The 12,633-nt window shown below is 33.5% G+C and carries 14 protein-coding genes; 12 read left to right on the top strand and 2 right to left on the bottom strand.

Annotation, left to right across the window (positions count from 1 at the left end):
* Nucleotides 1–123 precede the first annotated feature (123 nt).
* Together JHT90_RS11620 and JHT90_RS11615 are read left to right on the top strand one after the other, a co-directional pair.
* Nucleotides 124–528: a hypothetical protein gene (locus JHT90_RS11620; RefSeq protein ID WP_201091116.1), complete on the top strand. Its 405-nt coding sequence runs from the start codon at nt 124–126 to the stop codon at nt 526–528.
* 100 nt (nt 529–628) lie between these two features.
* Nucleotides 629–1,465 (top strand): LPD38 domain-containing protein, encoded by an 837-nt coding sequence (locus tag JHT90_RS11615; RefSeq protein ID WP_236253936.1) that lies wholly within the window; start codon nt 629–631, stop codon nt 1,463–1,465.
* A gap of 23 nt (nt 1,466–1,488) precedes the next feature.
* Here the strand turns inward: JHT90_RS11615 and JHT90_RS11610 are convergent, their stop codons facing one another.
* Together JHT90_RS11610 and JHT90_RS11605 are read right to left on the bottom strand one after the other, a co-directional pair.
* Nucleotides 1,489–1,914 carry a hypothetical protein gene (locus JHT90_RS11610; protein ID WP_201091114.1) on the bottom strand — a complete coding sequence of 142 codons (426 nt, stop codon included), beginning with the start codon at nt 1,912–1,914 and terminating at the stop codon, nt 1,489–1,491.
* Between the two features lie 39 nt (nt 1,915–1,953).
* Nucleotides 1,954–2,325: a hypothetical protein gene (locus JHT90_RS11605; protein WP_201091112.1), complete on the bottom strand. Its 372-nt coding sequence runs from the start codon at nt 2,323–2,325 to the stop codon at nt 1,954–1,956.
* Between the two features lie 247 nt (nt 2,326–2,572).
* Between JHT90_RS11605 and JHT90_RS11600 the strand changes: the two genes are divergently transcribed.
* The 10 genes from JHT90_RS11600 (at nt 2,573) to JHT90_RS11555 (ending at nt 12,379) form a co-directional block, all read left to right on the top strand.
* Nucleotides 2,573–3,283, top strand: a complete 711-nt coding sequence (locus tag JHT90_RS11600; protein WP_201091110.1) for a hypothetical protein — start codon at nt 2,573–2,575, stop codon at nt 3,281–3,283.
* Nucleotides 3,284–3,365: 82 nt separating this feature from the next.
* Nucleotides 3,366–4,199 carry an LPD29 domain-containing protein gene (locus tag JHT90_RS11595; protein ID WP_201091108.1) on the top strand — a complete coding sequence of 278 codons (834 nt, stop codon included), beginning with the start codon at nt 3,366–3,368 and terminating at the stop codon, nt 4,197–4,199.
* A 121-nt stretch (nt 4,200–4,320) separates the two neighbouring features.
* Nucleotides 4,321–4,860, top strand: a complete 540-nt coding sequence (locus JHT90_RS11590; protein ID WP_201091107.1) for a hypothetical protein — start codon at nt 4,321–4,323, stop codon at nt 4,858–4,860.
* A 69-nt stretch (nt 4,861–4,929) separates the two neighbouring features.
* Entirely contained in the window at nt 4,930–5,460 is a 531-nt protein-coding gene (locus tag JHT90_RS11585; RefSeq protein WP_201091105.1) for a hypothetical protein, read from the top strand.
* 177 nt (nt 5,461–5,637) lie between these two features.
* A complete protein-coding gene (locus tag JHT90_RS11580) occupies nt 5,638–6,243 on the top strand; it encodes a hypothetical protein (protein WP_201091104.1) in 606 nt (201 codons plus the stop codon).
* A complete protein-coding gene (locus tag JHT90_RS11575) occupies nt 6,236–7,786 on the top strand; it encodes a hypothetical protein (RefSeq protein ID WP_236253935.1) in 1,551 nt (516 codons plus the stop codon). The genes JHT90_RS11580 and JHT90_RS11575 overlap by 8 nt, the downstream gene beginning before the upstream one ends.
* A gap of 1 nt (nt 7,787) precedes the next feature.
* Nucleotides 7,788–9,917 carry a portal protein gene (locus JHT90_RS11570; RefSeq protein ID WP_201091103.1) on the top strand — a complete coding sequence of 710 codons (2,130 nt, stop codon included), beginning with the start codon at nt 7,788–7,790 and terminating at the stop codon, nt 9,915–9,917.
* A gap of 19 nt (nt 9,918–9,936) precedes the next feature.
* Nucleotides 9,937–10,866: a hypothetical protein gene (locus JHT90_RS11565; RefSeq protein ID WP_201091102.1), complete on the top strand. Its 930-nt coding sequence runs from the start codon at nt 9,937–9,939 to the stop codon at nt 10,864–10,866.
* 213 nt (nt 10,867–11,079) lie between these two features.
* Entirely contained in the window at nt 11,080–11,964 is an 885-nt protein-coding gene (locus JHT90_RS11560) for a DUF6731 family protein (RefSeq protein ID WP_201091101.1), read from the top strand.
* Nucleotides 11,930–12,379 (top strand): hypothetical protein, encoded by a 450-nt coding sequence (locus JHT90_RS11555; protein WP_201091100.1) that lies wholly within the window; start codon nt 11,930–11,932, stop codon nt 12,377–12,379. The genes JHT90_RS11560 and JHT90_RS11555 overlap by 35 nt, the downstream gene beginning before the upstream one ends.
* Nucleotides 12,380–12,633: the final 254 nt, after the last annotated feature.

Raw genomic sequence — 12,633 nt, 5'->3', positions numbered from 1 at the left:
AGAAATTTAATCAGAGATACATTACAGGCTACCGCAGTAGCTAACCTAAAATATAATCCTATCAGTAATGTAATAGATGGTTTTAATGCTTCTAAAATAGGCACTAATACCTTAAATCATCTAATGGCTGGTGGTGGTGCTATTCGCTTTGGCTCTATGAATGATGGCAACCAAGGTTATCAACTACGTAAACTAATGAAAGAACTTAGTATCAAAGAAGGACAGATATTAAATACTCGCTCCAAAGTAGAACATGCTCTATTTGAAGCATGGAATTGGTATAAGGAGGTCGGAGACAGAGCAGAAACTGTTAATCGGGCAGCTATCTATCAGCAAGCCATAGCAGCAGGAAAAAGTCATTTACAAGCAAGCTTTGAAGCACGTGATTTAATGAACTTTACAGCTCATGGCAAATGGGCTTCTATTCGTTTTCTCAGTCAGGTAGTACCTTTTTTAATGCAAGGCTACAAGGCATGTATAAACTTGGTCGTGCAGCTAAACATGATCCTAAACGTTTTGCTATGGTAACAGGGGCTGTCGCTTTAGCTTCATCTTTACTGTATTTACTACAAAAGATGACGATGATTATAAACAACTGCCAGACTGGGTACGGGATAACTATTGGTATGTGAAACTAGCAGATAAAGCGTTATATATTCCTAAACCATTTGAAATTGGCGCATTAGGCACAGTAGTTGAACGTGGTTTAGAGTTCGCTTTAGCTAGTAATGATTACACGACCAAAGATTTTGTAGGATCATTGACTACTTTACTGGCTGATCAACTAGCTATGAATCCTATGCCACAGTTAATAAAACCAGCTTTAGAAGCAACTAATAATTATAACTCTTTCCTTGGCTCACCTATTGATAATATGGGGCAACAACGACTTGCAGCTAAAGACCGCTATACAGCAGCCACCAGTGCAGGAGCTATAGCAGCAGGAAAAGTATTAAATATTTCACCACAGCGTATAGAGTACCTTGTACGTGGTTATTTTGGTTGGCTTGGTTTACAGGTGTTAAATATTACTGATCTAGCTGCTAGACCTTTAGTAGATTTACCTAGTAATCCTAATCGAGATTTAAGCAAAGTTAATAATCTGTTTATGGTAGGAGATTTTATTAAAAATTCAAATGTTGGTACAGGTAGTAAGTATTTGACGAGGTTCTATGAGTCACAACAGAAAATAGATCAAGTCTATGCTTCTCTATCAAATGCTCGCAAAAATGGCGAGCTAGAGTATGCCAAGGAGTTAGCTCAAGATAATAGTTTGAAATCAAGGCGATTGTATAATAATGCCAAAACTAGAATAGATAAATATTCGCAGCAAATAAATGTGATTAGAGCTAATAAACAAATTAGTGCCAGTATGAAAAATGAACGTATCGAGGTACTACAAAAAAGACGTAATAAGTTGGCTGAATCTGTAGATAGGATAGCAAGGGCAAGAGGGTATTTGTAAGACAATAAAAATTTGATAATGAATTAAAAAGATTTTGAATACTCTGTTATTTTATTTTCTGGATTATAATAAAATCCATGCCCTCTAGATAATTTAATATTAATACTCTTAATATTTCCAAATTTTAAACTATTTTTTGCCTGTTCCTGTAATTCATTAGATGCTCTTTTAGGAAGTAAATATACTCCTGCATTTAGATGTAGGCAGTTTGTTTTATTTTGATAGTCAAAGGATAAAATTATATCTTGTCTAGAAAATGTTAAATTATCTTTAGTAACGATAGTTATTTTTGCAGCTAATTGGTTAGTGAATGGCTGTTTAAAGCATATTTCTAATGGAATACCAAGGTTTTGCTTATTCACTATATTAGCATCAATAATATTAATTTCTTCTTGAGAATAAGCAATACAATGAATAAATAACAGTAAAGTTAGGATATAACGAGACATATATTTGCCAAAAGTAGTTGTCTAAGCCCAAGTGCAGTATTAATGTAAAATATGTGCTTTGGATTCATTTTTATTTTTAACGGTTTCCTTGTATGGTTTTTCAAATGAGTTCAATATCTCTTGTTTTGATGAGTGAAATAATTTAGCAAGAATTAAATAAGAAATTATATTAAACAAGTAGAGTGGTGGAAGAAACAAGTCAAACCTATTAATAGGTTTATTTGAAAGGCCAAAGTCAATGCTTAAATATACAAAATAAGCTGCGACTGCTAAACATATACTAAAAGAAAAATAATAACCAAATCTGGATTTAAAATAGTTTTTGGTGTGTTCTGGGAGTTTGGTAAATTGAAAACAAACAGAAGCTAAAGTTGCTAACGCAATAATTATTCCTGTAACAGTATTGATCATAATATTTCCATAAACTGAGTTTAGAATGGAGTCCGAATATATAAATTTAGTTTTTAATTTAATTAATATAACAAAAGGATTTTATTTTTAATAATGACTTTAAATACATAATATTATGAGTTTTTATTGATATGTATAATAAAAGGGTAAGAAGGTATTTGTAAATTTATTGACCAGTACGTCAGAATGACGTAATATCTAGAGTTGGTGGTGCGCCTCGACTATTTTCAGGGGTAAGGATATGAGAATGACAGCATTAAACATTTCAAATAAGCATGATTTACTTAACTTGTTAGTAGAGGATTTAGCTAATAGAAGTTTATGTATCTGTGAAGATATAACTACTTTTTTAGTTAAGTATTTTAAATTATTTACTCAGGATATTATTGATTCTACTGAACAAGTTAAATTAATGAGCCGTGAAATAGTTAAACAGCAGGTCATTCAGAAACTCAAAGAATTTATAGATCAAAAATCAATCGAGTATGAAATGGCGAATCACCAGAATAGAAATAGAGATAAAAAATACTCACCAACACCTGAAGAGATTATAGCTTTTCGGGAGTCAGTAGGACTTACTTCACAGCAAGCAAGTGATTTAGTATATATTTCTCTCAATACATGGATGAAGTGGGAAACTGGTACAGGTAAGATGAGCTTGGCAACTTGGGAGCTTTTACAGTTAAAAGTTACTATAGAATCAATAATTAGTGAAACACAACACCGTATAGACGAAAGTAAATTTCCTTTACCTAGTGAAATAAAAGCATTAAGAGAAACTAAAGGATTAACACAGACACAAGCAAGTAAATTAGTTTATGCCTTATTAAGACAATGGCAACGTTGGGAAGGTGGTACTAATGAAATGAATATTGCCATGTTAGAACTGTTTAGGCTAAAAGCAGAATATAACACTATCACCAGTGAATCGGAAGCACGTAAAAACAATGCTGAATAGAAATACTTGACAATACGTCTAAATGACGTATTATTTAGCATAAATAGTGCGCCTCGGCTAGTCAGGGGCAGGTTATAGTAAAATGGAAAAATCAATTGTTGTAGGTACTAAAGTATGGGATTCTTCATTGTATGGTTTTAAATATGGATATATTACACAGATTACAGAAGAAAATAATTTAAACCACTACCATATTATCTATGAAGATGGATCAAGTACACAAATTAATCATAATCAATTAAATAATGGTTATTCTTTTAAGATTTATGAAGCAATAGCCACAGATCACGAGTTAAAGTTACTCGCTACAATGTCTGAGCTATTTAATGCTAAAGAAGAAGCTGAAGCTAAAAAAACTAGAATATTAGAAAAACAAAGAATACTTACCAGTGATGAATATACTCATTTAGAAGTTTTAACCGATAGTCATGGTACTGGTGCAGTTAATAAAAATATTCGTAGCGATTTAAAAAAACATTTTAAAGACATTAAGTTTAAAGTATCAAAAGACCGTAATAGAACCTATGTTGAATGGACTGATGGTGCGACTGAGGAAGAGGTATACAATGTAATAGGCAAGTTTAATGCTTATTATACAGATGAATTAACAGGTGATTATAGGGATTATGAACCATCACCATTTAATGAAATATACGGTGGTGTTGATGGAGTATCCTTAACTAGAAACTCTAGTGATGAACTAAAGCTATTAGCAATCAATGAAATTAAAAAGTTATACCCTGAATATGAGATTAATTTAGAACTCTACAGAAAGGGGGATTTACATAATATTCCTGAAAATGGTTTACGTTCTATAGGCGCACAAATATTTAGATTAATTAACAGTACATCATTCTACAAGAATAAAAAAGTATCTGTAGCTTCTAGTGATCAAGATAACGTCATAATTCATTAAACTCACTTTGGTGAGTTTTTTTATTTTAAATAATTTAAAAAAATGTTTGACTAGTACGTCTAAAAGACGTATTATAAAATCAAATGGTGCGCCTCGACTGATCAGGGGTAAGGAACTTAAAATGAGAGATATAATTACAATAGATTTACAAAAAGTATTAGCTAATAAAATGACTTTGTTAGGTAGACTATGGGGTAAACTAAAAGCAGAGGACGCTAAGAACTTAACAAATAAAGAAATAGAAAGAGTTTTTTATTCTGTTGTACTTCCTAAATTCTGTATAACTAATGCTAAAAACTTTAGGGATACCGATGCTCTATATTTTGAACATGGTCAATTAAAATACAGTGAAGAAAAACTTACAGAATCATTTAATAAAAGTATTGAAGAAACTGTAAACCATTTTCTAATCAGTGATACTTATTCTAAAATCATTAATAACTATACTGCCAATATTAAAGATATAAATATTGATCTAATACTATCTATATTGGAGGAGTGTGTTATTCAATTTTCTGATAACTTAAAAAGTTTAATAACTAGTACAGATATTAGGCATAGTATTTTATCACTTAATAAACCTGTTGATGGTTTTCGCATTATAGATAATAGAGCAAAAATCCTTATTCAAAAAGATTTAGAAGAAAAATTACTTAAATAGGTTTTAGCAATTCATCCTTTAGTTAAACAACTTAGTGCGCCTCGACTGATCAGGGGCAGGGTAATAAAAATGCAAAGCAACTATTTACCACCTTACGATATTTATTATTTAAGAGCTAAAACGATGGGCGATATTATTGACCTAATCAATATAGCTTATGTAGTAGGCCAGCCTTACAGAACACCAGAATATTATGCGGCTGTTCATGCTTTTGAACATGTATGGAATAATTTAAATAGTCCTTATGAGGACGATGAAGTAATTGATCTCAATTCTGTAACCTATGATGATATTAAGCATTTATTTGCTGAAGTGTTTATATTCTCAACCAGATACAATGAAGATATTGCAATGGTAATTCTCTCTGAAAATTTTACTTATTGGCAGGGATTAAAACTAGCAGAAGAAAATAAAACACAACAAATACAAGTGGACTACTGGTTAGAGTTTGTTAATGTAGATGAGATTACCAGTTTTATCATTGATAGAAACCAGTGGGAAGCTATGAGCAAACAAGAATGTGATAAATTAATGGATGAAAAATATAAAGAGTTAATCAAAGGTAAAATTATGGGTAATCGTAGATTAAGAAATATTTAAAAAGAAGTTATGTAATAAAAAAATTAAATCACTCAAAAAATCGCTAATAAGCCCACTTTCTTAAGTGGGTTTTTATTGCCTGAAAAGTATAAAACGACTTGACAAGCTTATAAAGGGACATAATTTGGATACTGTTTTAGATGAAATAACTTGGAGAGATAAAGGTGATTATACGTTATGGCTAAATATAACTGGCAAGCAATAGAAAAAGACTACAGATTAGGACAATTATCTGTAAGAGCTATAGCAGAAAAGTATAAAATGCCTAATCATAGCGTGATAGTTAGACGTGCTAATAAGTATGGTTGGCTTCGTGATCATTCCAAAGAAATCAATAATCTTACACAAGTTGGTTTACTTACATTACAAGAAGAAAAAGCACCAAAAAAAGCACCAAAAAGCACCACCCCCACGCGCGAGGATATCGAAGCAGCAGCATTAACCAATATCCAAGTAATTAAACACCACCGCAATGATATTCGCACAGGTAGAGAGCTAGTTAATCTTTTTATGGGGCAACTCCAAGAAGCAGCTACTAATCGAAATGAAATAGAAGCAGCTATCTTATCTGAAACAGAAGAGGATCAAACCATAGCTAGACGCAGTGCTATGTTAAAAGCTGTTGCTTTGCCTACTCATGCCAGCACCTTAAGAGATTTATCTACTACTCTTAAAAATCTAATCCCTTTAGAACGTCAAGCTTACAATATAACAGATGAAGTAGAAGGCGAGTCCTATGAAGAACGATTAGCACGGTTAGCAAGTGAGGCAAAAGATGTCTAATTGTGCATCTAAGATGGCTGATAGCTATTTTAAGCGCATGATGACAGATGATGCTTATTATTTTGCTAATAATCTCAAGATCATTGATAAAGATGGTGAAATAGTACCTTTCTATATGAATGAAGCACAAAAGATAGTACATGATGCAGTAGAAAAGCAATTACAAGAAACTGGTAAGGTTAGGGCAATTTGTGTAAAGGGTAGACAGCAAGGCATTAGTACTTATGTTGGTGCGAGATTTTATAAGCGTACCTCTAGCAAAACCAATAAGAAAACTTTTATTCTTACTCATGATCTTGATGCTACTGATAACCTATTTAATATGGCTAAAAATTATTATGATCTCAGCCATGATGAATTTAAGCCAAAAATTAATGCTAGGAATGCTAAAACATTATCCTTTTCAAAGTTAAATAGTAGCTATCGTGTAGCTACAGCCAAAAATAAAACAACAGGACGCTCTTTTACTGCACAATTTTTTCATGGCTCAGAAGTGGCTTATTGGCCTTTTGGTATCAATATTATGGCAGGTCTTGGGCAATCAATACCAGATAAGGAAGGTACAGAGATATTTTTGGAATCTACTGCTAATGGTATGAACTTTTTCCATGAGCGTTGGAAATTAGCGGTCGCTGGTAAGTCTGATTATATTCCTATTTTTGTACCTTGGTATATTCAAGAAGAATACAGAAGAGAACCAACCAAAGATTTAGAGCTAAATGAATATGATCTTGAGTATATGGAAACCTATGGCCTTGATATTAACCAGATGGCATGGCGAGCTAATAAAATATTCTCAGATTTTAACGGCAGTAAAGACGTATTTAACCAAGAATATCCTGCTACCTGTGATCTCGCTTTCCAAAAAGTAGGCCACCAGCCATTAGTAAGTACCTTTGCTGTTACCAAGGCTAGAAAGCAAGTAGCAGCACACATTCAAAGGATAGGCGCGCATGTGGTAGGTGTAGATGTGGCTCGCTATGGTGATGATGATACCAGTATTTACCATCGACAAGGCCGTATCGCTTGGAAAGAAGGATCATATAATGGTCTATCTGTGCCAGAAGTAGCTAGTATCTGTGCCAACCTATTACGCAATGATCCTAGTATTAGAATGATGTTTATTGATATTACGGGTGGATTAGGTGCTGGTGTTTATGACTTACTAGTATTATGGGGGCATGGTAAACGTGTCACGCCTGTAGTATTCAATGCTAAACCTAGTGATCCACGCAAATACTACAATAAACGTGCTGAAATATGGGGAGAAATGGCAGATTGGATAGCTGATCCTATTACACCTTCTATTCCAGATACTGATCGCTTGCACATGGATTTAACTGCACCTAGTTACTCCTTTACCCACAATGGGCAAATCAAACTAGATTCAAAAGAAAAAATCAAGAAAGAAACAGGTAAATCCCCTGATGATGGTGATGCTCTAGCTTTAACCTTTGCTGCACCTATCCAAGCGGATGATAGTTATACACCAGATTGGCAGAAAAACCTTACTAACTCAGATTTAGATTACATGGCTGCATAAAATGATAGTAAATGAAGAGCTAGATATAAAAGAAACGGATGATAGTCAACTATGCGCTATGAATTGGCAACGCTACAACTACGGTATGCGTAAAGGCCACAGTGATTATTGTAAGGAAGCGAAAGAAAATGAAGCTTTCTATCTTGGTAAGCAGTGGTCTGATGCTGCCGTAGCAGTCATGCAACGCCTTAAGAAACCTGCCTTAACCATTAACCAAATTCTACCGAGGATTAATGCAGCCATTGGCTATCAGATCGCCAATCGAGCAGATATTAGCTATCGTCCTCGTGGTGGTATGTCTAATGACGAACTAGCGGCTACTTTATCAAAGCTAGCTATGCAAATAGCAGACAATATTAATTTTCATTGGAAAGAAACAGAGCTTTTTGCAGATGGTTTAATAATGAAGCGTGGTTACTATGATATAGGTATTAGCTACGATGATACTATTCTTGGTGAAATCTCAATAAATATACTTGATCCACTGGATGTTATACCTGATCCTGATGCTAACGACTATGACCCTGATAACTGGCAAGATGTTATAGTTACTCGTTGGTTTACCATAGATGAAATTGCTAGTACTTACGATATTAACCCATCACAATTAAAAACATTATTAGAGGCACAAGAACCCTCTAACAACTTTGGTGATGGACTAGATGAAGAAGAAACACGTAATAGTTTTGCAGGTAGTTATTCCAACAGTGCCAGATTATGTAGTGATGGCATAAAACGTTATAGAATTATTGATCGTCAATATTGGGTAAATGAACAAGTAGATGTGTTTATTACTCCTACTGGTGATATTCGTATCGCTCATGCACTGAAAGAAGAACAAAAAAACCATTTAATAGCGAGTGGTTATTTTCTGCATAAAATGCAACGTAGGGTAGTAAGAAGAGTGGCTACTACCTCCAATGCCGTTTTATACAATGAAATCTCACCTTACAACCATTTTACAATAATTCCCTACTTTCCTATGTTTAGGCGTGGCCTTACCCTTGGCTTAGTAGATAATGCCAAAGACCCACAAAAACTATTAAATAAAACCCTTAGTCAATCACTGCATATTGTTAATACTACGGCTAATAGTGGTTTTGTTAGCTGGGAAAATACCCTTGCTAATATGTCCAATGAGAAATTAAGTGAAGTAGGTTCTACGATTGGACTTAATTTAATTCTAAAGCATGATACCGATCCATCCAAAGTACCCTTCAAACTACAACCTAATCCTATTCCTTCAGGTGTTACCAACTTAACGGATAGAGCAACCGTAGCAATCCATGATGTAACAGGTATCAATGAAGCCATGCTAGGGCAGCAAGGCCAAGAGATTAGTGGCGTAGCTATACAGAGTCGCCAATTTGCAGCACAACAACAACTCGCTTTAGCTTTAGACTCATTGGCTCGCACTCGTAATATGGTAGGCCGCTTCTTTATTGAACTTATTCAGACCTTCTACGATTTACCACGCACTAGAAGAATTACCAATAGGGATATTAATGGTAAACAAGTATCTGAAGAAATCTACCTTAACTATCCTTTAGAAGATGGACGTATCTTAAATGATCTTACCATTGGTGAATATGATGTAGTGATCAGTGAACAACCGATGCAAATTACCTTTGATAACAGCCAATTTAACCAACTAATAGAATTGGCTAATAAAGTACCACAAGTAGTTACCTCTGAATTTATCCGTATTTTAATTAGATACAGCAATATTACCGATAAACAAGACATGCTAGATGCACTCACCAAAATGCAAGAACCACAAACTGATCCAGTAGAGGAGGCCAAGGCTCAAGAAATTATGGCCAAGATTGAAAAACTACAAGCCGAAGCCGAAAGAATCAAAGCTGACTCAGTCAATAAAGGTATTGAATCAGTCTATAGCGGTGTACAGGCTGCTAATGTTATAGCTGCTACGCCACAAACAGCACCTATTGCTGACCAGTTATTAAAATCAGCAGGTTATCAAGATAAAGATCAACCACCTATTGTAGCTACACCTACTCAACAACTACCTAATGCTGAATTAGCTAATCCAACTAACACTAATCCCTTAACCCCTGCCAATCCTGATGTGGGAATGACGCAGGGAATTAGAACACCACAAATTGATTAACAATAGAGAGAGTAATACTATGTCAAATGAAGCAATAAATACGATCAACGATGATTTACCTTATGATCCTGATGCTGATGAAGTTACCAATGAAGAAATAGTAACTGATAAACCAGAGGCCAATAAAGAAACAGTAGATAAATCAACAGAAGAAATAACTGATGAACAACAAGAAGGTAACAAAGAAACAACAAGCCAACCTTCTAAAACTGTACCTTATCAGCGATTCCAACAAAAAGTACATGAAGCGAATGAACTTAGTCAAAAGTACCGTGAATTAGAATTAGAGCTTGCTCGTTTACAAGGTGCTGCTTCTGCACAAACTAAACAACGAGCAGAACCACCTAAAGAACCAGAACTTAATATTAAGCAACTAAGACGTGATTACTATGAAGCAATGGCAATAGGTGATGATGATAAAGCACTGGAAATCCAAGAACAAATAGACACTTACCATGATAAACTCACTGAAGAAAAGGCATTAAAAATAGCTGAAAAGGTTATCAAAGAAAGGGAAGAGGCCAAACAGCAGGAACAAGAACAACTTACTCAAGCCGAAAATAAAAAATATGCTGATGAGTTTTTGGAAAAGTATGATTATCTAAATGATGAATCTGCTAATTTTGATCCTGATGCCTTTGAAGTATTTAGTGCCTTCTTTAAATCTACTATTGAAAGTGGTACTAAAACTTTTAAGGAAAGTTTAGATTATGCTGTTAGTAAAGTAGAAATATTAACCAATCGGCAAACTACTCAACCAGTACAGAAAAAACCAACTTTAACCAAGGAACAAGTTGAAGAGCAGTTAGCACGTGCTAATAAAGCTACACCACAAATCTCCAAAAAAGGCACATCAGGTAAAGATATAATTGTTGATCCTGCTGATATGTCAGAAGAAGAGTATGAAAGATTTAGAGATAATGGTGGGAGGTTTGATTTTGAAAGTTAATAATAGAAAGGCTAGTTTAGTTATTTCTTATTTAATTGAATAATCTATTGGTCAGAATTTAAATCATTTGTCCTGATATAGTAAAAGGTGAGTTTAATATTATACTTTAGTCTAATAATGGTGGCGATATGCCTTCTTTTATTGATGGTTATTAGTATATAAGTTATTTTAACCTTATATAAAATAGTTATTAATTATCAAAAGGAAATGGTTATGTCTGATCCATTACAGAAGCGAAAATATACAATTGATTTTTTCCAGATTACAATTATGCCAACTGCTGAAATAAATGAAGTGGAAAGTGGTTTTGAGATGATGATGGATGATCAAATAGACTCAACTTTGACGACATCTAACTATTTATATGATCTTTGGGGTGTAAAAAAAAGAACTAGGCCTGTTTCAATTGCTGGAGAGTTCAGAAAGTTTAGAAAACAAGATCTTGAATATGGGTTACCTAAGAATGAAGGGCAACCCCTTGATCTAGGAGAAAATGGATTAATTGAAAAGAATTGCTTTGTATATTATCCAGAAAATCAAATTTTAGGATGGTGCAGAAATGGAAATGCTTGTACTACTAAAAGATTAGAGACTTTCCTACAGGAGAAATGGGGTACGGATGTGTCAATTATACCTGTAATTAGAGCGGATGCAATTAAACGACTGTTGAGCGGAAATTCTATTTTAAAAAGAATAGAAATTACTGTTCCAAAACCAACAAATCCAGACATGATTCCAAGTAATGATTTTTCTGCCCAAACTCTACAAATGCTTAATAGTTCAGATGCAGATAGTATGTATGTTGAAATGAGAATTGATGGAAGAAAGGGAAATAGCAATAAGTCCCTAAAAGATAATTTAAAATTTGCAGTTAGAGAGCTTTTTGAGATGGGGGCAACTAAGGCAAAAGCTGTAGTTGACGAGAATGGAGCTATTTATCCAATAGACTTGATTGCTGATAGAGTTTACTCTATTCAAGAAATTGAAACAAATGGAAATCCTCCTTCTGGTACCATTCATAAAGTGATTGATTCAGCAATGAACGAATGTAGAGAATCCATAAATGAATATTTTGGAACGGGTGATAAAAAACTTTAGAAGAATATTTTGCTCAACACAGAGCTTTATATCATTATTGGTTGTGCATAGTTATATTTGGTTTTGTTTAAATATTAATCCAACTCGTCTTTTTGAAGTTAATAATATTGTAATTAATTTAAGTAGCGTGCTTCTCGGATTTTTAATTACTTCGATAGCTATTTTGACAGCAATAATGGATAGAAAGTTAATTGCAAATATGAGAAAAACAGGGCATTTTAAAAACCTGATGACCGAAGCTTTCATAGCATCAGGATTATTGTTATGTTTAATCATTATGGGTGTAATAAATTTGTTTATTAGTGAATCTTATTTGTATTGTACTATGGGAATACTAATATATTTTTTATCTCTAAGCTTTTTATATGTGTTAGTTTTAGGAAGGATATTTTATAAAGTCATTATTATAGTTTAACTATTTTTATACTTAATTTTAAGGAATGAGGTATTTAATTAATATTTGCAATACATAATTGCTACTTTTTTTGTAAATTTAAGTATACCCAACTTCAAACGTGGTGTTTTCTTATAAGCAAAAAATTATATGATAATACTTGACAACTAATAAAAAGGACATAACTTAATTAGCATGGATAGAGGAAGTTTACTATATTTATTTCTATTCGATAGTCTATAACTTATCCTCTATCCATATCCTTCGCTTTAATA

The sequence above is a fragment of the Entomomonas asaccharolytica genome, assembly GCF_016653615.1.
In the GTDB taxonomy this organism is placed as follows: Bacteria; Pseudomonadota; Gammaproteobacteria; order Pseudomonadales; family Pseudomonadaceae; genus Entomomonas; species Entomomonas asaccharolytica.
This window is presented reverse-complemented; position numbering and strand designations above follow the sequence as displayed.

Excerpts from the sequence above, each read along its gene's own strand:
- JHT90_RS11580 (WP_201091104.1), top strand. The coding sequence starts at position 5,638 with ATGGCTAAATATAACTGGCAAGCAATAGAAAAAGACTACAGATTAGGA.
- JHT90_RS11605 (WP_201091112.1), bottom strand. The coding sequence starts at position 2,325 with ATGATCAATACTGTTACAGGAATAATTATTGCGTTAGCAACTTTAGCT.
- JHT90_RS11595 (WP_201091108.1), top strand. The coding sequence starts at position 3,366 with ATGGAAAAATCAATTGTTGTAGGTACTAAAGTATGGGATTCTTCATTG.
- JHT90_RS11620 (WP_201091116.1), top strand. The coding sequence starts at position 124 with ATGGCTGGTGGTGGTGCTATTCGCTTTGGCTCTATGAATGATGGCAAC.
- JHT90_RS11575 (WP_236253935.1), top strand. The coding sequence starts at position 6,236 with ATGTCTAATTGTGCATCTAAGATGGCTGATAGCTATTTTAAGCGCATG.
- JHT90_RS11565 (WP_201091102.1), top strand. The coding sequence starts at position 9,937 with ATGTCAAATGAAGCAATAAATACGATCAACGATGATTTACCTTATGAT.
- JHT90_RS11590 (WP_201091107.1), top strand. The coding sequence starts at position 4,321 with ATGAGAGATATAATTACAATAGATTTACAAAAAGTATTAGCTAATAAA.
- JHT90_RS11585 (WP_201091105.1), top strand. The coding sequence starts at position 4,930 with ATGCAAAGCAACTATTTACCACCTTACGATATTTATTATTTAAGAGCT.
- JHT90_RS11555 (WP_201091100.1), top strand. The coding sequence starts at position 11,930 with ATGAATATTTTGGAACGGGTGATAAAAAACTTTAGAAGAATATTTTGC.
- JHT90_RS11600 (WP_201091110.1), top strand. The coding sequence starts at position 2,573 with ATGACAGCATTAAACATTTCAAATAAGCATGATTTACTTAACTTGTTA.
- JHT90_RS11610 (WP_201091114.1), bottom strand. The coding sequence starts at position 1,914 with ATGTCTCGTTATATCCTAACTTTACTGTTATTTATTCATTGTATTGCT.
- JHT90_RS11570 (WP_201091103.1), top strand. The coding sequence starts at position 7,788 with ATGATAGTAAATGAAGAGCTAGATATAAAAGAAACGGATGATAGTCAA.
- JHT90_RS11560 (WP_201091101.1), top strand. The coding sequence starts at position 11,080 with ATGTCTGATCCATTACAGAAGCGAAAATATACAATTGATTTTTTCCAG.